At 62.0% G+C, this 21,439-nt stretch carries 18 protein-coding genes and 1 tRNA gene; 6 read left to right on the forward strand and 13 right to left on the reverse strand.

Features of this window, described 5'->3' with window-relative positions; all coding sequences use genetic code 11:
• Position 1: 1 nt before the first annotated feature.
• Genes RZN05_RS15700 through wecB form a run of 10 tightly spaced genes read right to left on the reverse strand, consistent with a single transcriptional unit; the run spans position 2 to position 12,442 of the window.
• The gene (locus RZN05_RS15700; protein WP_317227508.1) at positions 2 to 1,252 is read right to left on the reverse strand and encodes a glycosyltransferase family 4 protein; all 1,251 of its coding nucleotides are present in this window, start codon (positions 1,250 to 1,252) and stop codon (positions 2 to 4) included.
• On the reverse strand, positions 1,249 to 3,069 hold the full coding sequence (locus tag RZN05_RS15705; protein WP_317227509.1) for a heparinase II/III family protein: 1,821 nt from the start codon (positions 3,067 to 3,069) through the stop codon (positions 1,249 to 1,251). The genes RZN05_RS15700 and RZN05_RS15705 overlap by 4 nt, the downstream gene beginning before the upstream one ends.
• Entirely contained in the window at positions 3,066 to 5,201 is a 2,136-nt protein-coding gene (locus RZN05_RS15710; protein ID WP_317227510.1) for a bi-domain-containing oxidoreductase, read from the reverse strand. The genes RZN05_RS15705 and RZN05_RS15710 overlap by 4 nt, the downstream gene beginning before the upstream one ends.
• A gap of 52 nt (positions 5,202 to 5,253) precedes the next feature.
• Complete coding sequence (locus RZN05_RS15715) at positions 5,254 to 6,027, reverse strand: AglZ/HisF2 family acetamidino modification protein (protein ID WP_317227511.1); 774 nt, start codon at positions 6,025 to 6,027, stop codon at positions 5,254 to 5,256.
• A gap of 3 nt (positions 6,028 to 6,030) precedes the next feature.
• Positions 6,031 to 6,645 carry an imidazole glycerol phosphate synthase subunit HisH gene (gene hisH / locus RZN05_RS15720; RefSeq protein WP_317227512.1) on the reverse strand — a complete coding sequence of 205 codons (615 nt, stop codon included), beginning with the start codon at positions 6,643 to 6,645 and terminating at the stop codon, positions 6,031 to 6,033.
• The gene (locus RZN05_RS15725) at positions 6,642 to 7,775 is read right to left on the reverse strand and encodes an N-acetyl sugar amidotransferase (RefSeq protein ID WP_317227513.1); all 1,134 of its coding nucleotides are present in this window, start codon (positions 7,773 to 7,775) and stop codon (positions 6,642 to 6,644) included. Before RZN05_RS15725 ends, hisH begins: the two co-directional genes overlap by 4 nt.
• Positions 7,772 to 8,635 carry a glycosyltransferase family 2 protein gene (locus RZN05_RS15730; RefSeq protein ID WP_317227514.1) on the reverse strand — a complete coding sequence of 288 codons (864 nt, stop codon included), beginning with the start codon at positions 8,633 to 8,635 and terminating at the stop codon, positions 7,772 to 7,774. The genes RZN05_RS15725 and RZN05_RS15730 overlap by 4 nt, the downstream gene beginning before the upstream one ends.
• A 55-nt stretch (positions 8,636 to 8,690) precedes the next feature.
• A complete protein-coding gene (locus tag RZN05_RS15735; RefSeq protein ID WP_317227515.1) occupies positions 8,691 to 9,992 on the reverse strand; it encodes an oligosaccharide flippase family protein in 1,302 nt (433 codons plus the stop codon).
• A 12-nt stretch (positions 9,993 to 10,004) separates the two neighbouring features.
• Entirely contained in the window at positions 10,005 to 11,282 is a 1,278-nt protein-coding gene (gene wecC, locus RZN05_RS15740; protein ID WP_317227516.1) for a UDP-N-acetyl-D-mannosamine dehydrogenase, read from the reverse strand.
• The gene (gene wecB / locus RZN05_RS15745) at positions 11,282 to 12,442 is read right to left on the reverse strand and encodes a non-hydrolyzing UDP-N-acetylglucosamine 2-epimerase (RefSeq protein ID WP_317227517.1); all 1,161 of its coding nucleotides are present in this window, start codon (positions 12,440 to 12,442) and stop codon (positions 11,282 to 11,284) included. The genes wecC and wecB overlap by 1 nt, the downstream gene beginning before the upstream one ends.
• Before the next feature lie 257 nt (positions 12,443 to 12,699).
• Between wecB and RZN05_RS15750 the strand changes: the two genes are divergently transcribed.
• Both RZN05_RS15750 and RZN05_RS15755 read left to right on the forward strand, forming a co-directional pair.
• Complete coding sequence (locus RZN05_RS15750; RefSeq protein WP_317227518.1) at positions 12,700 to 14,622, forward strand: polysaccharide biosynthesis protein; 1,923 nt, start codon at positions 12,700 to 12,702, stop codon at positions 14,620 to 14,622.
• Position 14,623: 1 nt separating this feature from the next.
• Complete coding sequence (locus RZN05_RS15755) at positions 14,624 to 15,799, forward strand: DegT/DnrJ/EryC1/StrS family aminotransferase (RefSeq protein ID WP_317227519.1); 1,176 nt, start codon at positions 14,624 to 14,626, stop codon at positions 15,797 to 15,799.
• A 22-nt stretch (positions 15,800 to 15,821) separates the two neighbouring features.
• Here the strand turns inward: RZN05_RS15755 and RZN05_RS15760 are convergent, their stop codons facing one another.
• Entirely contained in the window at positions 15,822 to 16,454 is a 633-nt protein-coding gene (locus tag RZN05_RS15760; RefSeq protein WP_317227520.1) for an acetyltransferase, read from the reverse strand.
• Positions 16,455 to 16,458: 4 nt separating this feature from the next.
• On the reverse strand, positions 16,459 to 17,058 hold the full coding sequence (locus RZN05_RS15765) for a sugar transferase (protein ID WP_317227521.1): 600 nt from the start codon (positions 17,056 to 17,058) through the stop codon (positions 16,459 to 16,461).
• A gap of 143 nt (positions 17,059 to 17,201) precedes the next feature.
• On the opposite strand from RZN05_RS15765, the gene rfbC reads away from it, so the two are divergent.
• The 4 genes from rfbC to rfbA are packed head-to-tail and all read left to right on the forward strand — an operon-like array spanning position 17,202 to position 20,621.
• Positions 17,202 to 17,771: a dTDP-4-dehydrorhamnose 3,5-epimerase gene (rfbC, locus tag RZN05_RS15770; protein ID WP_317227522.1), complete on the forward strand. Its 570-nt coding sequence runs from the start codon at positions 17,202 to 17,204 to the stop codon at positions 17,769 to 17,771.
• A 9-nt stretch (positions 17,772 to 17,780) separates the two neighbouring features.
• On the forward strand, positions 17,781 to 18,833 hold the full coding sequence (gene rfbB, locus RZN05_RS15775; protein ID WP_317227523.1) for a dTDP-glucose 4,6-dehydratase: 1,053 nt from the start codon (positions 17,781 to 17,783) through the stop codon (positions 18,831 to 18,833).
• A gap of 37 nt (positions 18,834 to 18,870) precedes the next feature.
• Positions 18,871 to 19,761 (forward strand): dTDP-4-dehydrorhamnose reductase, encoded by an 891-nt coding sequence (gene rfbD / locus RZN05_RS15780; protein ID WP_317227524.1) that lies wholly within the window; start codon positions 18,871 to 18,873, stop codon positions 19,759 to 19,761.
• Positions 19,758 to 20,621 carry a glucose-1-phosphate thymidylyltransferase RfbA gene (rfbA, locus tag RZN05_RS15785; RefSeq protein ID WP_317227525.1) on the forward strand — a complete coding sequence of 288 codons (864 nt, stop codon included), beginning with the start codon at positions 19,758 to 19,760 and terminating at the stop codon, positions 20,619 to 20,621. The genes rfbD and rfbA overlap by 4 nt, the downstream gene beginning before the upstream one ends.
• A 695-nt stretch (positions 20,622 to 21,316) precedes the next feature.
• Here rfbA and RZN05_RS15790 read toward each other — a convergent pair.
• Positions 21,317 to 21,393 (reverse strand) — tRNA-Met (locus tag RZN05_RS15790).
• Between the last annotated feature and the right edge of the window lie 46 nt (positions 21,394 to 21,439).

Genomic DNA, 21,439 nt, shown 5'->3' on the forward strand with positions numbered 1-21,439 from the left:
GCTATGAACTCCGGGTGACGCTGCTTGCGGTGGTCCGGCGGCCGGCTTGTTCCACCCACTCGGCCCATCGTTCGGCAAGCGCCTCACGCGCGAAATCCTGACGGGCCAGGCGCAACGCCCGCGCACCCATGAGGCGGGTTCTCGCGCGATCCTCGGCGAAGCGCATCAGTGCATCCGCAAAAGCCTCGGGATCCGCTGGAGGTACTGCGATGCCGCAATCGTGCGCCTCGATCACTTCCGCCAGCCATCCCGGATAGTTGTTCAAGACGGGCAGGCCCGCCGCGATATAGTCGAAGAACTTGTTGGGGGACGTGCCGTAATAAAAAGCAGGTATGTTCGCGAGGATTTGCAGGCCGACATCGGCGCGTTTGAAAAGGCCTACCAGTTCGGTCTTCCGGACAGGGTCCAGGAAAACGACGTTCCGCAACCCCTTTCGCTTCGCCCGTTCGACCAGCGCCGCCTTGCGCATCCCGTTTCCGATCAGGACGATGCGGATATCGTCAGCACCGCGACGCTGTAGCACGGCTGCGGCGTCGAGCACGCTGTCCAGGCCGTTGGCGAGGCCATGTGCACCGGCAAATACCGCCAGCAGATCAGTGTCGTGGACTTCTTGTGGCTGCCAGGCCCCTGAATCCGCCGAGAAAATGTCCAAGTCGCAGCCATTGGGCACGAGCGCGATCCGCTCGAGCGGAACCCCGCGGCGGGCGATGCCGTCGACTATGCCCGGGGAGAGGCCGATCAGCCTGTGAGCGGAGCGATAGCTCGCCCATTCGAGCACGCCCATCGCCCAGAGCACTATCGGATTGCGGATTACGCCCATCGCGCGAGGTAACTCCGGCCAAAGATCGCGCACTTCGAACACGAAGGGCTTGCCTCGGAACCAACGTCCCAGGATGCCAGGCAAGCCGACGGTTAGCGGCGTGGTGGTGGCGAAGAGGACATCATATGGTTCGGTGAATACCAATCGACTGGTACGCAGCATGAACGACAGAAAGGTGCCGGTCCGCTTAAGGAATCCATCTTTGTTGGAATAGGTCAGATCGACTTCTATCACGTCGATGCCGTCCACCGATCCACGGCGGATACCGCGTTGGAACGAACCTGTGAGCCCCGACTGGCCTTCGACGCCGCGTCCGCACAGCATGGTCACCGCGTGTCCGCGTTCGACCATCCGACGCGCCATCTGATAGGATCGGATGCCTACGCTTCCCTTGGGAGTCGCGAAATGTTGATGAATGTACAAAAGTCTCATGCCGTCCAACGATACTCACTTGTCACGCGTCCGGGTCGCGTGATGACTGCCTCCAGCACGGGAAGTGGCGTCTTCTCCAGATAATGACGCGACTCCCAGCCGCTGGTCAGCTTGAGCGACACGATCGGCACATCGGCCCGCATTTCCAGCCAATGCTCTCCATCGGTAACGACGCCGTCCTCGATCCGCCAATCTCCAGGAGCGAGCCGCCACCGCAGCCGCGCCTCGCGTTCGAAACCGTCTAAGGTGTCGATCACGGTGAGATGTCCGTCCAGCCGAACCTCGCGATGATGCCGCCAACCTGCCCGGTGCCGATAGGCAGCGGCGAAACCCATGTCGGTCGACCGGCGCATGTCGGTCGCCAGCCAGTCGCCGAACAAGAACCGCGACAGGCGCGGCATTTGCGGCCGTGCGTCGAACTCGATCGTATTATGCGAACGCACCCCGCCGAAATAGTCGAGCCACTCGGCTTCGGTATTGTAGCTGTACGATCCGCCATCGCGCAGCAGATTGCGACCGGCCAGCCAGAGATCGACATGCATCGCATCGGCGTGGCTCGGCCGAAATCGGAACCGCGGATAGCGCAGCATCACCATCGCTTCTGCCTGTCGCAACACCGCATAGCCGCCGTCATCGAATATCGCTCGCTCGGGCAGTTCCGCCACCGTATCGGGCGGAGCGACCCCCAGCCAGGCTAAGCTTTCGTCCCATGGGCCGGGCGGAAACGCGCGTCGTTCCTGAAAGAGCACGGTAGCGAGCTGCACCGAGGGCCGGTAATCGCGATACGCGGCATCGGTCAGCGGCAGCAAATTCGCGCCGTCATTGGCCCCGAGATTGGGTGCGTCGCCGCTGGCCGGGTCCACCATGAGACGCAGCCAGTTTGCCGCGCCGCTGGCGCGCTGGTTCCACGTCGTGTTGAACGGCGGCAGCCCTGCACGGCGACGCCACAGCTCCACGATCGAAAGCGTGTCCAGCGCGACTCGATGATAGTTGACCGAATATTGGCTGAAGCTGCCGTCGGGCGCGAAGAGCCGCGCCACCGCGCGCTCGATCAACGATCGCCCGCGACGTGCCAGTTCCGCCCCTTCGGGCAGCCCGGCACAGGTCATCCATGCTCCCGCGACGAACAGCGCCCCAGCCTCGGAAGTGGCGTGGTTATTGTCCTGCGCGCGCGCGTAGGAGAGCGTGGGCAGAATGCGTCGGACATGGGCGTCGACTAAGGACCGAAGCGGCGCCGACATGGTCGCATCGCTCAGCAGCATCGCCGCGACTGACAGATGAAGCACGCGGATCGAGGCTTCCTGGGCGCATTTCCAATTGGGGCCACGATAGGCCGGATTGGCCCGCACCCAGTCCTCGATCCAATGGTTCAGCCGCTCAACCGCACCGACTTCGCCGGCTCGTGCGTGCTGCGCGAATGCCATGGCCCAATCGAAGCGGGACAGTTCCCAGACGCGCTTGATGTCGCCGCCCGCAAAGTCCCCGATCTGCCACCAGGGCGGCAGTGTGTCCGGCGCCGGATCTTGTGCGCCGGGCTCGGTCAGTGGATCACGCGTCCATGCCGGCGGCTGAGCGCCTATCGCAATCGGATAGGCCCCGAACAGCGTTGCCTCGTCATGCCACGCCGCGGGCGCGCGCCTGGCTGGATCGACTGCAGATGGGAGCGTAAAGAACGGCCCCGCGGCGGGAAGCGCGGCAGTGACTCGTTGCACCGGATGAAGGCCCGACTTCAGCCCGAGCCTATAATCCAGAACCCGCAGCCCGTTCGTCGCGCCGATCGCCAAAAGCGTGCGCACCCGAGTGGCGTAGCCGCTCATTGCCGGCGGAGGGTTGTCGCCGCCTGGATCGACGCGCGCGCGACCTCGAAGATCTCGTCGACGGGGATCGCGGGCGTGCCAGTTTTCACCGCCGTAAGGAACGCCGCAGCGCATGCCGCTTGCCCCTTGTCCTGGCGCAGCGAATTTTGCTTGCGGAAGCCCGGCCAGCCATAACCTTTCATCCTCCGGAAATTGTCGATCTGGAGAACCCGTCCCGCGGCGAAGACTTCAATTCGCTCCTTGGGAAAGGCGGCCGAGCCGTTTGCGAGATACAGGATCGTGCCGAACGACCCGTCCTCAAAGCCGAGCGTAATCGATGCCTTGTCCTCAACAATCTCGACGTGCGGCGTGTCGCCCATGCGCCGCGCCGCGACATCGACGATCGGCGTCCCTGCGAGGAAGCGCATCAGGTCGATGAAGTGGCACGCTTCTCCGATGATCCGGCCGCCGCCGATCGCATCGTCCTGGGTCCAGTGCCGCGCGGGTATGGCGCCTGCATTCATCACCATCAGGAAGCTCTTGGGCTCGGAAACTTGGTTGAGCAGCGCCTTCATCTTCACGACCTGCGGTGCGAAACGGCGGTTGAATCCAACCATGAGCTGGGGCGCTTTTCCCCGTGCCTGCGCTGCAGCATAGGCATTTTCAACCGCCGCGACCTGATCAAGATCGATAGCCAGTGGCTTTTCGACAAAAGCGTGCTTGCCGTTGTTTAGTGCGTCGACGACCAGACCCGCATGGCTGTCATGCCGCGTGGCAATGATCGCGGTGTCGATCGCCGGATCGGCCAGCGCGGCGGCGGCGTCCGTGCTTGCCCCGGCAAAACCGTTGCGCCGCGCCGAAATTGCGCCGCTTAGCCCGCCCGATGTGACCACCGTGTGAAGCTGCGCGTCGGCGGCCTTCAGGGCAGGAATCAGCACGCGCGACGCATAGTTGCCCGCTCCGATCACCACGACGGTCGGACGGTCGGTTGTGAAAGGTGTCGCCGCATCGAAGCGCGTGATGCTGGTCAGGCGGTCCTCGACCGGTGAGCTATATTCCAAAACGAAACCCAGACCAGCATTGTCGCCGGTAAGTTCGGCATAAGCGGTTTCCGCCTCTTCGAACGCGAAGCGGCGAGTGACGAGCGGGTCCGTCTGGAGTTCGCCACTCTGCAGCAGGTCGAGAATCGCCTCGAAGTTGCGCTGTTCGGTCCATCGGACGAAGGCCAAGGGGTAATCGCGCCCGTGGTCCTCATACGCCGGGTCGTAGCGTCCCGGCCCGTAGGAACAGGATACCTGAAACGTCAGTTCCTTGTCGTAGAAATCGGCACGGTTGAGTTCGAGCCCAACGACACCCACCAAGATGATCCGCCCGCGCTTGCGGCACATATGCGCGGCCTGCGTGACCGGATCGTTCGATTTGGTGGAGGCCGTGATGATCACGCCATCCACGCCCCGGCCACGGCTGAACCCCATGCCGGCCGCGACCGGATCCTCGCCCTTGGCCGGATTGCAGGTTTCCGCACCGAAGCGGCGTGCGAGAGCGAGCTTGGTATCGTCGAAATCGATCGCCAGCACGCGGCAGCCCTGAGCGCGCAGCAACTGGATGGTGAGCAAGCCGATCAGGCCGGCGCCCGTCACTACGAAGCTCTCACCAAGCGTCGGCTCAGCGAGGCGAATGCCCTGCAACCCAATGCTTGCGACCACCGTGAAGGCAGCGGCCTCGTCGGACACGCTATCCGGTATCTTGGCGCACAGATTTACCGGCACGCGCACGATATCGGCATGCGCCCCGTTCGAGACGACACGGTCGCCCGGCTTGAAGCCGCTGACGCCATCGCCGACCTGGATCACCTCTCCGACATTGCAATAGCCGAGCGGCAACGGCTGACCGAGTTTTGAGCGAACCGCATCGATCGTGGCGAAGAGCCCGTCCGTGCGGACCTTGCCCAGCACGTCCTTGACGCGCTCGGGCTGCTGCCGGGCCTTGGCTAGCAAGGACGCCTTGCCGAAACCAACCAGCATGCGTTCGGTGCCAGCCGAAATCAGGCTGCAGGTGGTCTTGATGAGAAGCGTGCCCGAAGCCACGCGCGGGCTCGGAGCCTCGACAATCGCAGTAAGACCACTATCAAGCTGCTGGACGATCTGTTTCATGGGTTTCACTTTTCTGGCGCAGGGCGTTTTCTGAAACGGCGCCTGCGGAGGGTTAGGAACCCACGATCTGCTGCAGCGCGGCGCGCTCGGCATGCGTGGGATAGCTGATGAGAACCGCGCGATACGGACCCTTGAAAACGAACAGGCTTCCGGCTGCCAGCCCAATCGTGCCGAGGCGCTCCACCGCCTCATTGAGATGGGCGAGAGACCCTGCGCCGCCCAGCAGCGTCAGCGGAAGGCGGGTGGCATCGCGAACCTGGCTGGCAAGAGCAAGGTCGTAGCCGTTCATCACGCCGTCGTGCTCGATCATGTTCAGCACGATCTCCCCTGCGCCAAGCGCCTCCGCCTTCTGGGCGAACTCCACTGGGGAAACCTTGGAATCAACCTTGCCGTTGCGGGTGAACGCGCGATAGCCACCGAGCATCTTCTTCTTGACGTCGAGGACGACGACGACGCTCTGGCTTCCCACCTGTTCGGCAATTTCACCAATCAATGCAGGCCGGGCGATCGCGGCAGCACTGAGCGAGACCTTTTCCACGCCCAGGCTCATGATCCGCTTCGCCTGTTCGACGCTGGAAATTCCCCCACCATAGCACAGGGGCATGCGGCATTCGGCCGCGAGGTTTTCGATCATTGCATAGTCCGGCTCGCGGCCTTGAACGGTTGCGTCGATGTCGACGACGATCAATTCGTCGACTTCCTTCTCGTTGAAGATGCGCACCGCGTTGATCGGGTCGCCGACATATTTATCGTCGCCGAAGCGCCGGGTCTTCACCAGTCCCCCGTCGCGCACCAGCAGGCAGGGGATCACGCGGGCACGCGGCATCGCTCAATTCTCCGCGAAATTCTTCAACAGCCGGATGCCGTTGTGATGGCTCTTTTCCGGATGAAACTGGACGCCATTGACGTTGCCGCGACGCACCGCGCAATCGAACGGCGTGGCATAGTCCGCCGTGGCGATCACGTCCGCTGGATCGTTGCAGATGAAGCGATACGAATGCAGGAAGTAAAAGCCGACCTCTTCGTCCAGCCCGTCAAGCAGGGGCTGGCCAGCTTTGGGCCTGATCGCGCTCCATCCCATATGCGGCAGCAATCCGCGCGCCGCGCCTTCCGGGAAGCTGATTTTCGCGACGCGACCGTCTATCCAGCCGAGGCCCGGCTGTTCGCCCTCCTCGCTTGACTGCGCGAGCATCTGCATGCCGACGCAAACGCCCAGCACGGGCTTGCCGCGACCGATTACCTGCTCTTCAAGCGTTTCGAAGAGCCCGGACGCGCGCAACCGCAACATCGCATGATCGAATGCGCCCACGCCCGGCAGAATGATGCGATCCGCCGCCGCAAGCGTGGCGCGGTCCTCCGCCGCGACGACCGGGATGTTCAACCCCTTGTAGATGTTGGCGAATGCTTTGATATTGCCTAGACCGTAGCTGAGAATGGCGATCACCGCTTGACCGCCTTCTCCGCACCGATCGCCTGGAGCACCTTGGCCCCGAGAGTGAACATCCAGCGCTGGTTCTTGTAATCGGCATAGCTCTTCTTGGGCATCGTGAAGTAGCCGCGAAGCTCTTCGCTCGTGATACCCAATTTGCGCGCGATATAGTCGAATTCGTGGTCGATCGTCTCTGGATCATAAGCCGGATGCTGGAGCGCTTCGATCGCTTCCTCGCGACGCATCTGCCCTGTCAGAATGAGGCTGGAAAACTGAACGCGCCGCGTATCGTAGCCGAACCGCTCCGGGAGCCAATAGCCCTCGTAGAAGCGCGTGAAGCGGGATTCGAAGTGCTTCTGCGGATAGGGCTTCCAGCCATAAAGATCCGACAGCGTATTGCGCGCCAGCTCCTTTGTATAGGGCATCCAGTCGAGCGGCTTGACCACTTCTACCTTGCGGATATAGCGCAGATAAACCTTGTGACGAAGGACGCTGCTAAAAGGATAGGTCCGCATCGGCACCGATCCGAACTGACGTCGAATGTCGTTCAACTGCCGCATGTCAGTGCCGTAGTAGAGCCACTCGAGCGGATTGCGCACGCACTCAGTGGCGATATTGCCGCCGTTGAGAATGTACTTGATGTTGTGCTTATCGGCGAAGTTGTACAGCGTCGCTACGAATGCATGATCCTGCGGAATGTCGATGTGCGGCACGCCTGCCTTGAAAAAGGCAAGCTGGAAGTCGCGCATCTCGTTCCAGTTGATCACCTCGGTGTAGAGATCCAGCCCCAGGCCGTCGACCAAAGCCTGGATATTACTCACTGCGATATCCGTGTTCCAGCCGCCGTCGACGTGGAATACAAGCGGTCGCAAACCGAAATCCTTGACGGCCTTGTGCAACAGGAAAGAACTGTCCAGACCGCCACTCATTCCCAGGATGCAGTCGAAATCGCGACTCTTGCCGTCCTCCTTGATTTTCTCGACCACCTTGGCGAACATCTGCTCACCGGCGGCATTCGGGTGCCAGTTCGGTTCGACATGTTCCTTGAAGCCACGGCAATGATCGCAAACGCCATTTTCATCGAACGAGATGTGCGAGTCCGACGTGTCCATCACGCAGTTGGTGCAAATCTGGTACTGTCTCATTGCTCGCCGCTTCTGGGTGTTGGGCCGTAATCCTGACGATGCCAGGGCTTGATGTAGCGCCGATAGACGCGATGGGCGTCGCGTGCCAGCCTCCACATCTTTCGGGCGGGCACATTCTCGATGGCGCCGTTGCAGTGATGCCGGACGCGGATCCGCGGATCGTAATAGGTCAGGAGTCCGCGCTCGGCCAATTGTCGGCTGAGGAAGAACTCTTCCCCCATCATGAAAGTAGGCGCCCAGAGCCGTTCAAATTCGCGGAAGAACGCTGCCGTGAGCACGTAGCAGGAGCCATGACCCTGATAGATATACTGTGCAGTGGCATGCCCCTCTTCATCGCGGCGGTCGGTGACCTTGTGCGTGCGGCGGGCTACCGCTCGGATCAGCTTCGCAAGATGATAGTTGGCGTAATAGAGGTCGTAAATGAGTTCGCGCACGCGGCTGACCCCCGAAACCACATGGGGGTTTTGCGGCATGCCGTCTAGTGTCTCGACATAGGGGGATATTACTGGGCAATCTGGGCAATCCGCCACCACCTCGCTCAGCCGCTCGCCGAAATCAGGAGGGAACTCCAGATCGTTGTTGCCGACCACCATCGTCGTCAGGGTGGGATCCACTGCGCGCATCCGGTCGATGCCGCTGTTCAATCCGGCGAAATACCCGATATTCTCTTGGTTAAGCACCAAATCGACATTCGCGTGCTCGAGCGCGAGTGCTTCCAGCGCTTCGACGTCCTTGGCTTCGGATCGGTTGTCCACGACAATGATGCGTGCGGGGGGACGGCTTCCCGCGTTGAGCGTGCGCACGGCTGCCCGCGTAAAGTGCGCGTTGTTATAGTTTGTGCAGATATAGGCATAGGGCATGCGCATTCTTTCTAATCGTCTGCGCCGCAGCGCTCGGCCGACGGTCTTGGGGGCGTCACGACAGGTCTCCTTGCCCAAGAGGCGTGGGTTGCGGGGTATGCTTGCGGAGATAGGGCGCGAGCACGAGGGCGAAGAGGAGCGCTTCTGCCAGAAGGAAGCAGATCGCCGCGCCCATCGTCCCGATCAGCCAGGAGAGCAGGAAGCAAAAGGCGATGTTGCAGATTCCGGTAACGAGAATGGCTGCGAACAGATATCTCCGATGACTCAGGGTATTCAAACCGGCGGTGCCATACATGAAATTTGCCAAGCCTAGCAGCATGGCGGGCGCCATGATTATGGCCATTGTCTCGACCTGAGGAAGCGCTCGAAATTCCACAAGGCGCGGGAACGACATGCAGGCTAGCGCATATGCGATCGGAAACGCAACGATGAGCGCTAGGGCCGCGGCGATCTGCGGCAAGGTATAGCGGGCGATCAGACGGGCCACGACCGGGCTCGGCTCGGTCGCACCGGAAAGCGCGCGCAGGACCTTGGGGAAGAAGAGCTGGCTGAACGGGCGCGTGGATGCCTGCAGCATCTTGATGGTCTTCTCGATCAGTGCATAGGTCGAGATGCCGGCGGCCGACACGCCGACGATCCCGAGGATCACGACGTTCATTTCTCGATAGAACGAGACCGCGACATTGCCGGCGAATATCTCCTTCCCCTGGCGAAGCCCGGCAAGGACCGTTCGCAGCCCGACCCAGCGCAACGTGATGCCAAACTGGCGTACGATATGAGCCGTGGAAAGCAAGCCGCCGAGAACGAACGGCCCCCCGATCGCGAGCGGTATTAGGGCAGCATCCTCAGGCCCGCGGACACAGGTGAACACGATGGCAAGGGTGGCGACGCGCGAGAGAAGAGTGAGAATCGCCGCGGCGAAATTGTCTTCGACGGCCTGGTAGAACCAGTAGGAGTGGAATACCTGGCCGAGCGGCACGAGCAGCCACAGCGCCAGCAGGAGGATGCCGTCGCCGCGCGCCAGCCAGTAGATCATCAGGAGGAGCGGCGACACCGTCGCGAACAACAGGAGGCGGGCCAGCAGAATCTCGCTCAGGACATCGCCGAGTGCCTCGCGCTTGGCCTCAGGGCCCAGCCGCGCCAATCTGGCGACGCCATCGACGTCGAAACTGAACAGTACCGCGGCAAGCGCGAGTACGGAGATCGCCTCGGTGATGGCGACCTGCGCGTAGGCGGTGACGCCGATGACCGACAGCGCGTACGGCACGATGAGCAGCGGAACGAAGGCATTGCTGCCCTGGATGCCAATCAGCGCAACAAGATTACGCACCCCAGGGTGCTTGATGAATGAGCGCACGTTGCGTGCCGATCAGCCGACCGCGCGCGGCGGATCCGCACCGTCCCACAGGCCGCGGGTGTCGATCAGTTGAGCCCCAGGCGCCAGATATGCATGCGCGTCTCGGAATGCGGCGTGATCGACAAGCAACAATACGACGTCGGCGGACTGCAGTGCCGCTTCGACATCCATCAGCCGAGCGCGGCCCTCAAGCTGGGGCGGTAACGCCTCGATATGCGGCTCCACTGCCAGGACGTCGAGACCAGCCTCGGCTAGGCGCTCGCAGATTGCCAGCGCCGGGCTCTCGCGCAGATCGTCGATATTGGGCTTGAACGCCAAGCCGAGACAAGCGACGCGAACCGGTGCGCCATCGCTCTTCCGCGCAGCGGCATCGGCGGTGGCGGCGCGCACTTTCTCAAGCACCCATTTGGGCTTACCGTCGTTTACCTCGCGCGCGGTGCGGATCAGTTGCGCCTCCTGCGGAGCGGACGACACGATGAACCAGGGATCGACGGCGATGCAATGGCCGCCCACCCCCGGACCGGGCTGGAGGATGTTTACGCGGGGATGACGGTTTGCGAGCCGAATCAGCTCCCACACGTTGATGTCCAGCCGGTCACAGATCAGCGAAAGCTCGTTGGCGAACGCGATGTTGACGTCGCGAAACGCGTTTTCGGTCAACTTGCACATCTCGGCCGTCCGAGCATCGGTGAGAATGCACTCGCCTTCCACGAATAAGGCATAGGCCGCCCGCGCCGCCTCTGCGCACGCCGGGGTCAGCCCGCCGATCACGCGATCGTTCTGCACGAGTTCGGTCAAAACGTTGCCCGGCAGCACCCGTTCAGGGCAATAGGCGATCGCGATGTCGGCCGCGCCTCCTTGCCCCGGCACGGCAAGATCCGGCCGGGCCTCGGCGAGCCATTGCGCGACTTGTTCCGTCGCGCCCACCGGGGACGTCGATTCCAGAATTACGGTGTCGCCCCGCTTGAGTACGGGCGCGATCGCCTCGCAGGCGCTTTGAACGAAACGGAGATCGGGGGTGCGATCGCTCAGAAACGGCGTCGGCACCGCTATGAGAAAGGTGTCGGCAGGCGCCGGCACGGTCGTTGCTCGCAACCGTCCGGCGGCCACGACCTCCGCCACCATATCGCCAAGCCCGGGCTCGACAATGTGGATGCGGCCGTCGTTGATGGTATCGACGGCGTGGCGATTGATGTCGACGCCGATCACCGTGCTTCCCGAGCTCGCGAGCACGGCGGCGGTGGGAAGGCCGATATAGCCGAGCCCGATCACGGAAAACGTTGCAGTCATTACGCGTCAGGTCCTTCGTTCAGGGCTCGTCCTAGCGACCAGGCGATCAGGCCATCGACGATCCGGCCGCTTGCGGCGCCATCACCATAGGGATTATGCGCGAAGCTCATCCGGGCATATTCGGCTTGGTCGGTAAGTAGCTGGCGGATCGCTGCCACAATTGCTTCGACATTGGTGCCCACCAGCTTGACCGTGCCGGCCTCCACGGCCTCGGGACGTTCCGTGGTATCCCGCATCACCAGCACCGGTTTGCCCAGCGAGGGCGCCTCCTCCTGGACCCCGCCGGAATCGGTCAGCAGCAGATGCGCCCGATCCATCAGGTACACGAACGGAAGATAGTCTTGGGGCGCGATGAGGTGAACGTTCGGGATGCCGGCGAGCAGTCGATTGACCGGTTCCTGGACGCTCGGGTTCAGATGGACGGGATAGACGATGTCGACGTCGGGGAAGTCGGCCGCGACCGTCGCGAGCGCCTCGCAAATCCGCTCGAACCCGCCGCCGAAGCTTTCGCGGCGATGCCCGGTCACGAGAACCATGCGTCGATCGTCGGACAGGGGCGGCAGATCACGCGCGATCGCAGCGCGCAGTTCGCCATTCTCGCGCAGGCGACCGACCACCTGGAGCAACGCATCAATCACCGTGTTCCCGGTCACCAGGATCGCTGCCTCGTCAACGCCTTCGCGGTGCAAATTGGCCGCCGACGAGACGGTCGGAGCGAAGTGCAATGTTGCGAGCGCCCCGGTCAGCTTGCGATTACCCTCCTCGGGCCAGGGAGAATAAAGGTTGCCTGTCCGGAGCCCGGCTTCGACATGGCCCACGGGAATCTGATGATAATAGGCTGCCAGGCTTGCCGAGAACGTCGTTGCGGTGTCGCCATGGATCAGGACGATATCCGGCGTGAATTCCCGCAACACGTCACGCATCCCGAGCAGCACCGCAGCGGTTACGTCGCTCAGATCCTGTTTCGGGCGCATGATCGCAAGGTCATGGGCAACGTCGAGGTTGAATAGACGGAGCACTTGATCGAGCATCTGGCGGTGCTGGCCGGTCACGCAGATCCGGCATTCGAACCGAGGGTCACTGGCGAGTAGCAGCGCGAGCGGCGCCATTTTGATCGCTTCGGGACGCGTCCCAAAGACCAGCATCACTTTGATCGACATCGCCGAAGCCGCAGCTCCCATCCCCGGAAAGGCTCGCGCACTGCCACAAAGTCTTTGTAGCGGCTACCCCGCACCGCACAACTTTCTCCGCGGGTGATTGGCGTACACGAACTGAGCTCGCTTGTTTCGGCTTCGCAGTGAAGGTAACTGCGCGAGCAAAGGTCATGCTCGTCGCGCGTCGTGGCAGTTGCGCTTCTAGACCCCGCGACGCCCCTTGGGCAACCGGCGCTCGTGGCCCCGAAGGATTTCTGACGACTATGGTTGAATCGATTGTTACGCCCCTGCTCGCGTTGCCGCGAGTCTTGAAGCGAGTCATTTCGATTGTCGTCGATACGGCGTTCTGCACGCTGGCAGTCTGGCTGGCATATTATCTCCGCCTAGGCGAGTTCGTGACTCTGGCTGGCCGGCCGACTGTGGCGGTCATCGCGTCGGTGTGCCTGGCTATTCCGATGTTCGTCGTGTTCGGGCTGTACCGTGCAGTGCTGCGCTATGCCGGGCAGGGAATCATCTGGGCGACCATCGGCGCCTGCGCGAGCTACGGAATCGTCTACGCGTCGATCTTCTCGATGTACGGGGTCGAGAGCATTCCGCGCACGGTGGGGATCATCCAGCCGCTGCTGCTCTTCGCGCTGGTCTTTCTGTCGCGTACCGGTGCCAGCTACTGGTTGGGCGGCGCGTATCGCAAGCTGAGCCGACCCGCCCCCTCGGATCGCACGTTGATCTATGGCGCGGGGATGTCGGGCCAGCAGCTAGCCGCGGCCATTACTGATGCCGGCAGCATGAAGGTCGTCGGTTTCCTCGACGACAACCGATCCCTGCACGGCCGCACCGTCGGTGGTGTGCGGGTCTATGATCCATGCGCGCTCGATACGATTCTTACGCGGTTCGACATCCACCATGTGCTGCTCGCGATCCCGTCGGCCTCGCGCAAGCGCCGCAACGACATCATCGCGGAGCTACGCGAGGCGCAGGTCGAGGTACGCACCTTGCCCGGCGTACTCGATCTCGCGAACGGGACGGTCAAGATCGACGACTTGCGTCCACTGTCGATCGACGATCTGCTGAGCCGCGAGCCGGTTCCCCCGGAAAGCGAACGGCTGTCCCGCAAGGTATCCGGCCAGGTGGTGTTGGTTACCGGCGCCGGCGGATCGATCGGCAGCGAGCTTACCCGCCAGGTGATGGCACTCAATCCCAGCCGCCTGCTGCTAATCGAAACCAGCGAATATGCGCTATACTCGATCCACCGCGAGCTTGAGGACCTGAACAGTGCAGGTTGCGAGCTGGTGCCGCTGCTCGGATCGGTCACCGATCGGGAACGCATGGCGGAGATCTTCCGCACCTGGCGCCCACAGCAGGTCTATCATGCCGCAGCATTCAAGCATGTACCTCTGGTCGAGCACAATATCGTGGAAGGCGTGCGAAACAACGCGCTCGGAACGTTGGTGGTCGCGCAGCTCGCGCTCGAATATGGCGTCGACAATTTCGTCCTGGTCAGCACCGACAAGGCGGTACGTCCGTCAAACACGATGGGCGCTTCCAAGCGCCTCGCCGAGTTGATCCTGCAGGGACTTGCCTCGACGGGGCCACAGACCTGTTTCTCGATGGTCCGTTTCGGCAACGTCCTCGGCTCGAGCGGGTCGGTCGTGCCACTTTTCCGCGAGCAGATCCGCAATGGCGGCCCGGTGACGATCACCCATGTCGAAATGACGCGCTATTTCATGACGATCCCGGAGGCAGCGCAATTGGTCATGCAGGCCGGCGCCATGGCGCAGGGCGGCGAGGTCTTTGTCTTGGACATGGGGGAACCCGTGCGGATCCTGGATCTCGCCCGCAACATGATCGAGCTGTCCGGCCTGACGGTGAGTGACGCGGAAGGCGGCGGTGGCGACATCCAGATTCGCGCAATCGGCCTGCGGCCGGGAGAGAAGCTTTACGAGGAACTGCTGATCGGCAACGATCCGCAACCGACCGAACATCCCCGTATCATGATGGCTACGGAGAAGTGTATGTCCTGGCCAGTGCTTCAGGAGCATCTCGACAGCATGAGCGGTCATATCGCGGCGCACGACGTTGTCGAGATCCGGCGGTTGCTCTTGCAGCTAGTCGAAGAATTCACGCCAAGCGACGGACTGGTGGACTGGATACACCTGGCTGCGGACCTGCGGCAGGGGAAGGAGTGACATGATTGGTAGCAAAAGCATTTGGCCGAGCTTCACCGAGGAGGAAGCCGATGCCGTGGCGGCAGTGATCCGATCCAATCGGGTCAATTACTGGACCGGCGAGATCGGCCGTGCCTTCGAGCGCGAGTTTGCAGTCTGGACGGGGTCGAGCCGTGCCGTGGCGCTCGCCAACGGGACGCTCGCCCTCGATGTCGCGCTCAAGGCGCTCGGGATCGGCGCGGGAGACGAAGTGATCGTGACGCCGCGCACCTTTATCGCCTCGATCTCCTGCGTCGTGAACGCGGGTGCAACGCCGATATTCGCCGACGTCGACCGCGACAGCGGCAACATCAGTGCGGCGACGATCGAGGGTTGCATCACCGATCGCACGCGCGCGATCATCCCGGTGCACCTCGCCGGATGGCCCTGCGACATGGACGCCATCATGGAACTGGCGAACCGCCACGGCATCGCCGTAATCGAGGATTGCGCACAGGCGCATGGCGCGCGGGTCGGCGATCGCAGCGTGGGCAGCATCGGCCATGTCGGTGCGTGGTCGTTCTGTCAGGACAAGATCATGACCACCGGTGGAGAAGGGGGTATGGTCACGACCAACGATCCGGCGCTCTGGTCGTCGATGTGGTCGTTCAAGGATCATGGCAAGAGCTGGGAAGCAGTGTACGAGCGCACGCACCCGCCCGGTTTTCGCTGGGTGCATGATAGCTTCGGCACCAACTGGCGTATGCTGGAAGTGCAGGCGGCGATCGGGCGCATCCAGTTGGGGCGTGTGGCATCGTGGACCTTGCGCCGTACCGAGATCGCGATGCGCTTTGCCGAAGCGCTCGCGCCGTTCGAATCTGCCGTGCGGGCTCCGCTTCCCGGTCCGAAGCAGACTCATGCTTTCTATCGCTTCTACGCCTATGTTCGGCCCGAAGGCCTCGCCCCGGACTGGTCACGGGATCGCATCGTCGAGGCGCTCGTCGCAGAGGGTGTGCAGGTATTGCACGGCACCTGTTCCGAGGTCTATCTCGAAAAGGCGTTCGACGGTACCCCGTTCAAGCCGGTCGAGCGTTTGCCCATCGCGCGCGAACTCGGCGAAACCAGCCTGATGTTCCTCACCCATCCGACGATGGAGGATGCCGAACTGGATCGCGCCGTCACTGCGATCCGGTCTGTGCTCACAAAAGCCGCTAAGTGACCCCTCGGAGACTTCGGCGACCTCAGCGCGGCTGCATCGGCCGCGCTGGGTTGCCGATCACGGTCTCGCCGGGGGCGACATCCTTGGTCACGACGGCGCCCATCCCGATCACCGCGCCCCGCCCGATTTTCAGCGGCTTGTCCGGCATGCCCTGCTTCAGAATTGCGCCGGTCCCGATATAGGCGTGATCGTCGATATGGACATTGCCATTGCATTTCACTCCCGGCGCAAACGTCACATAGTCGCCGATCACGCAGTCATGCGCTACATAGGCGTAGATGTTGGCGTGGAAGTGCCGTCCGATCCGCACGTCGGAGGTCAAATGGGTGAATCCGCACAGGATGCTCCCATCTCCAATCTCGACATTGTCCAGCGAGCAAGCGTTCGAGGCCCGCACGTCAATGATTTCGACGCCATTTTCGGCGCAGCGGGTCGCTAGTTTCTCGCGCACGGCGGAATTGGCGATGGCGATGACCGCTTGCTTCTGCGGCTCGGGCCGCGCCAGGAACGCGTCGAACGACAGGACTTGCTCTGAACCAGCCACCCCATCGTCAACGAAAACGATTGCTGTGTCGCGGTCGCCATGTTGCAAGCGCACGAGCGGCATGACTTCCCGGCCGAAGCCGCTGGCTCCGTAGACTGCTATACAACGCATTGCGCTATCCTCTCTCATTCGTTCCTGTGAACGGGGGCATCGTTGCCTCGCCTTCGGCCGAAATGCCCTCCTTCAGGATTACTTTTCGTAAGGTGCGCCACAGGATGCGCAAGTCGAGCAACATTGTGCGATGGTCGACATACCAAACGTCCAGCGCAAAGCGGTCCTCCCAACTCAGGCTGTTCCGCCCGTTCACCTGCGCCCAGCCGGTTAGTCCCGGACGCACTTCGTGGCGCCGCGCCTGCTCTGCCGTGTAAAGAGGCAGATACTGCATTAGCAATGGGCGGGGGCCGACCAGGCTCATCTCGCCGCGGAGCACGTTCACCAGTTCCGGCAGTTCGTCCAAGCTCGTGGCACGCAACATGCGGCCAAAGGACGTGAGGCGCTCGGAATCGGGAAGCGGCGTGCCGTGCTGGTCTACGGCATCGAGCATCGTACGGAACTTGATCATCCGGAACGGTTTGCCGTGTTGGCCTGGGCGAACCTGAGAGAACAATATCGGCCGGCCCAGCTTTACGCACACCACGAACGCTATGCCCAGGATCAGCGGGCAGAGGACGATCAGCATCGTTGCAGCCACGATCACATCGAAAATACGCTTCAAAGTCGATAACCCATTTGTTGCTGCATCTGGTGCCGGGGTTGAAAGCGCGGTTCGCGTGCACGACCGCGCACGGGAGTACAAGCGTGAACTTGGGAGCTTCCGCTCACCTTGTGGTCGGTTGCATGACGCGCTAGCGAACGCGCATGCCGTCGCCAATCCATCTGCTACGTCCGACCCGCCATGGCGATGCCCGGGGCTGGTTCACCGAAGTATACAATGTCGAGCGCTTCGCTGCGATCGGGATAGACTGCACCTTCGTTCAGGATAACCATTCGCTGTCGGTCCCGGCCTTTACGCTGCGCGGCTTGCATTTCCAGACGCCGGGACGCGGGCAGGACAAGCTGGTGCGCTGCGTCCGCGGGCGCATCTTCGACGTCGCCGTGGATGTGCGCAGGGGCTCACCGACCTTCGGCCAGTGGGTGGGCGCCGAGTTGAGCGCCGAAAATGGGTTCCAACTCTTTATCCCGATTGGATTCGCACATGGCTTCGTGACGCTCGAACCCTATTGTGAGGTCACCTACAAATGCTCGGACACCTATGCTCCCGACCATGACGGCGGGATCGGCTGGGACGATCCTGCTATCGGCATCGACTGGCCCATCCCCGACGGGGTGGCGCCCGAGCTGAGCGCAAAGGATCAGGCGCTGCCCTTGCTCTCCGAATTCGACAGTCCGTTTGTCTACGACGGCCGTCCGCTGGCTCCGCTCGCCTGAGGAAATTACATGCGCATTCTCGTCACCGGCGGCGCCGGTTTCATCGGTTCGGCGCTCGTACGTCACCTTATCGACAACACGACGCACGAAGTGCTCAACTTCGACAAGCTGACCTACGCCGGCACGCTTTCTACCGTCGAGCGCGTGGCAGAGAGCAACCGCTATCGTTTCGTCCAGGGCGACATCTGCGACGCTGACGCAGTGCGGGCCGCGCTTGCTGAATTCCGTCCGGAGATCGTGACTCATCTGGCCGCGGAAAGCCATGTAGATCGCTCCATCGACGGCCCCGGCGCCTTCGTTCAGACCAATCTGGTCGGCACCTACATCATGCTGGCTGAAGCGCGATCCTATTGGCTCACGCTTGAGGATAGCGCGAAGCATTCGTTTCGGTTCCACCACATCTCTACAGACGAGGTCTATGGATCCCTGGGCGGCGAGGGTTTTTTTACGGAAGAGACCCCTTATGATCCACGGTCGCCCTATTCGGCATCCAAAGCGGGGAGCGACCATCTCGTTTCCGCTTGGGGGCATACATTCGGGCTACCTGTGCTAATCACTAACTGTTCGAACAATTATGGTCCCTATCACTTTCCCGAGAAGCTGATCCCCCTGATGATTGCGAAGGCGATCGCGGGCGAGCCGCTGCCTGTGTACGGCGCTGGCGATCAGGTGCGCGACTGGCTCTATGTCGAAGACCATGTCCGGGCATTGCAGTTGGTATTCGAGCGCGGCCATCCTGGTCGTACCTATAACGTCGGCGGCAATAACGAGAAGCAGAACATCGAAGTGGTGCAAAGCGTCTGTGCGATCCTAGACGAACTGCGGCCCCGTCGAGATGGCAAGCGGTACGCCGAGCAGATCGCCTCGGTAGCGGACCGGCCTGGCCATGATCGACGCTACGCAATCGATGCTTCGCGCATTCGCGACGAACTTGGCTGGGCTCCAGCGGAGACGTTCGACACTGGTATCCGCAAGACCGTGGAATGGTATCTGGCGAACGAGAGCTGGTGGCGCCCGCTGATCGAGGCCAGCGCTGCCGAGCGGCGCGGCGTGGTGGCTTGATGTCGATATACCAGTCGATCCGCTTTGCCGGCGTGCAATGACCCGGCGCGTCCTCGTCACCGGGGCAACCGGTCAGCTCGGCACCGAACTGGTGCGTGCCGCTTGGCCAAGTGGCTGGCAGGCGGTGGCCCTCTCGCGAGATGCGCTCGATCTGGCTGATCCTGCGGCCATAGCGGCGAAGGTGGCCAGCGAGCCATGGGCGGCAGTCGTCAACGCGGCTGCCTATACGGCGGTCGACAAGGCGGAAAGCGATGCCGTCGCGGCATGGCGCATCAACGCGTTGGCGCCGGCAGCATTTGGTGCAGCCTGCGCCGCGGCTGACATCCCGCTTGTTCAGCTCTCGACAGATTATGTTTTTGCCGGCGACAAAATGGGGGCATGGGAGGTCGGCGATCCGGTTGCACCGCTCGGTGTGTATGGCGCCTCGAAGCTGGGCGGCGAATTGGCAGTACGCACGAGCGGCGCTCGCCATGCGATCGTTCGTACAGCCTGGGTGGTTTCGCCGCATGGCAGCAACTTTGTAAAAACGATGCTGCGAGCGGCTGCCGAACGATCCTCTCTGCGGATAGTCGGCGATCAGATCGGCAGCCCTACCGCCGCCTCGGACCTTGCAAGGGCGTTGATCGGGATCGTGCAAAGGCTCGTGCAGGATGCGGCGGCGCCAACGGGTACCTTTCATTTCAGCAATGCCGGCGCGGTCAGTTGGGCCGGGTTTGCCTCAGAGATTTTCCGCCAATCTGGTCTACGCGGCGGCCCCGTTGCGCAGGTCGAAGTGATTGGTACCGCCGATTACCCCACGCCCGCGCGACGCCCCGCGAACTCGCTGCTGGACCACACGGCGATCACCGCCGCATACGGAATCACGCCTCGGCAATGGCCACAAGCGTTAGCGGACATTCTGGACGAACTGATCGGAACTGTAAAATGAAGGGCATCATTCTTGCTGGTGGTTCCGGAACCCGGCTGCATCCGGCAACACTTGCGGTCAATAAGCAGCTGTTGCCCGTATATGATAAGCCGATGATTTATTATCCGCTATCGGTATTGATGCTGGCTGGAATCCGAGACATACTGATCATATCCAGTCCCGAATACATTGATAATTATCGCCGTCTGTTTAATAATGGTAGCGATTTAGGACTGAACATCGCCTATGGAGAGCAACCTCGCCCGGAAGGTCTCGCACAAGCCTTCACGATCGGCGAGAGCTTCATCGGGGGTGACAATGTCGCCCTCGTGCTGGGTGACAATATTTTCTTCGGCGCGCACCTAACCGATCTGCTGGCGAACGCGGTAGCACGTCCCAGCGGCGCCACGGTGTTCAGCTATCACGTCGAAGATCCCGAGCGCTACGGTGTCGTCGAGTTGGGCCAAGGCGGCCGCGCCCTGTCGATCGAAGAGAAACCGGCGCGGCCCAAATCGAACCTGGCGGTGACTGGTTTGTATTTCTACGACAATCGTGTCGTGGAATATGCGCGAAATCTTATGCCCTCGGCGCGAGGTGAGTTGGAGATCACCGACATCAACCGGCTCTACCTTGAAGCAGGGGATTTATACGTCGAACAGATGGGCCGCGGCTACGCGTGGCTAGACACCGGCACGCATGAAAGCTTGCTTGAAGCCGGCGAATTCGTCCGGACGATCCAGCACCGGCAAGGCGTACAAATCGCTTGCCTCGAAGAGATCGCTTTCCATCAGGGCTTCATCTCTGTGGATCAAGCGCGGCAGGCGGGTCAACGGTTTAGCAAGACAGCTTACGGACGGGCGATTCTGAAGGCACTTGATTAAGCGGGCCCGTCCTCTTCCGGCACGCTGCGGCACTAGAGGTCGAGGTGTAATCAAGCGGTGCTCAACGTGTTGGTTTGCGGGCGCGTTTCACCTCACATGTCCCCGTACCCCGAGTGTAATAACGCCGGATCAGGTGACTAACCGAACGCGGCGCGGTACTACCTCCCTCGTCACTTCCCCGCACTCTCGCTTCGAGTTCTTACGCTCCGTCGGAGAGGTAGCCGCGGGCAAGCGATTATTGGCAGCGGCCGCTCAGCGTCTCGAGTTGATACGTCCGGCCATGACTCTTCCTTGCCACCGACGCTGATCCTCCGCATCGACCCCGTCCTCGACCGAACTTGACGGTGCCGTTCGATGCTCTATCGAAAAATGGAAACCGGCACTCTCCCTAGGACCGTCAATATCCGCACGCACTGCGCCGTTGGGGCGGACCAGCAGATAGAGGCGGCCGCGGTCAGCTAGCTTATAGTTCTTGGGGCGCTTGGTGGCGTAGCGAGCTTCGAGTTCCTTGAGAGCCATTTGGGGGTACGCCGCAGGTGTCTGCGGGGATTACCCCGGAAAATACTCCCAAAAGCAAATCGACGTGGTGGCATTCGGCGAGGCGCCCCGGAGGCTCGCGACTCGGTCTAAGCTCAGGAAAAGGGCACAAAAAAACCGCCTCAGGAGATCCTGAGACGGCTTGATTGTCTGGTGTCTGGTTGCGGGAGCAGGATTTGAACCTGCGACCTTCAGGTTATGAGCCTGACGAGCTACCGGGCTGCTCCATCCCGCGGCAAGTGTTTGCCAGCGTGAGCTGGTCGCGTCATTTCTGACGTTGT

Source organism: Sphingomonas sp. HF-S4 (assembly GCF_032911445.1).
Taxonomy (GTDB): domain Bacteria; phylum Pseudomonadota; class Alphaproteobacteria; order Sphingomonadales; family Sphingomonadaceae; genus Sphingomonas; species Sphingomonas agrestis.

What these genes read in the sequence shown, in the direction of transcription:
- rfbD (WP_317227524.1), top strand. Translation starts at nt 18,871, where the DNA reads ATGACCCGGCGCGTCCTCGTCACCGGGGCAACCGGTCAGCTCGGCACC.
- RZN05_RS15755 (WP_317227519.1), top strand. Translation starts at nt 14,624, where the DNA reads ATGATTGGTAGCAAAAGCATTTGGCCGAGCTTCACCGAGGAGGAAGCC.
- RZN05_RS15760 (WP_317227520.1), bottom strand. Translation starts at nt 16,454, where the DNA reads ATGCGTTGTATAGCAGTCTACGGAGCCAGCGGCTTCGGCCGGGAAGTC.
- RZN05_RS15750 (WP_317227518.1), top strand. Translation starts at nt 12,700, where the DNA reads ATGGTTGAATCGATTGTTACGCCCCTGCTCGCGTTGCCGCGAGTCTTG.
- wecB (WP_317227517.1), bottom strand. Translation starts at nt 12,442, where the DNA reads ATGTCGATCAAAGTGATGCTGGTCTTTGGGACGCGTCCCGAAGCGATC.
- RZN05_RS15700 (WP_317227508.1), bottom strand. Translation starts at nt 1,252, where the DNA reads ATGAGACTTTTGTACATTCATCAACATTTCGCGACTCCCAAGGGAAGC.
- RZN05_RS15725 (WP_317227513.1), bottom strand. Translation starts at nt 7,775, where the DNA reads ATGAGACAGTACCAGATTTGCACCAACTGCGTGATGGACACGTCGGAC.
- rfbC (WP_317227522.1), top strand. Translation starts at nt 17,202, where the DNA reads ATGCCGTCGCCAATCCATCTGCTACGTCCGACCCGCCATGGCGATGCC.
- RZN05_RS15710 (WP_317227510.1), bottom strand. Translation starts at nt 5,201, where the DNA reads ATGAAACAGATCGTCCAGCAGCTTGATAGTGGTCTTACTGCGATTGTC.
- rfbA (WP_317227525.1), top strand. Translation starts at nt 19,758, where the DNA reads ATGAAGGGCATCATTCTTGCTGGTGGTTCCGGAACCCGGCTGCATCCG.
- wecC (WP_317227516.1), bottom strand. Translation starts at nt 11,282, where the DNA reads ATGACTGCAACGTTTTCCGTGATCGGGCTCGGCTATATCGGCCTTCCC.
- RZN05_RS15705 (WP_317227509.1), bottom strand. Translation starts at nt 3,069, where the DNA reads ATGAGCGGCTACGCCACTCGGGTGCGCACGCTTTTGGCGATCGGCGCG.
- RZN05_RS15715 (WP_317227511.1), bottom strand. Translation starts at nt 6,027, where the DNA reads ATGCCGCGTGCCCGCGTGATCCCCTGCCTGCTGGTGCGCGACGGGGGA.
- rfbB (WP_317227523.1), top strand. Translation starts at nt 17,781, where the DNA reads ATGCGCATTCTCGTCACCGGCGGCGCCGGTTTCATCGGTTCGGCGCTC.
- RZN05_RS15730 (WP_317227514.1), bottom strand. Translation starts at nt 8,635, where the DNA reads ATGCCCTATGCCTATATCTGCACAAACTATAACAACGCGCACTTTACG.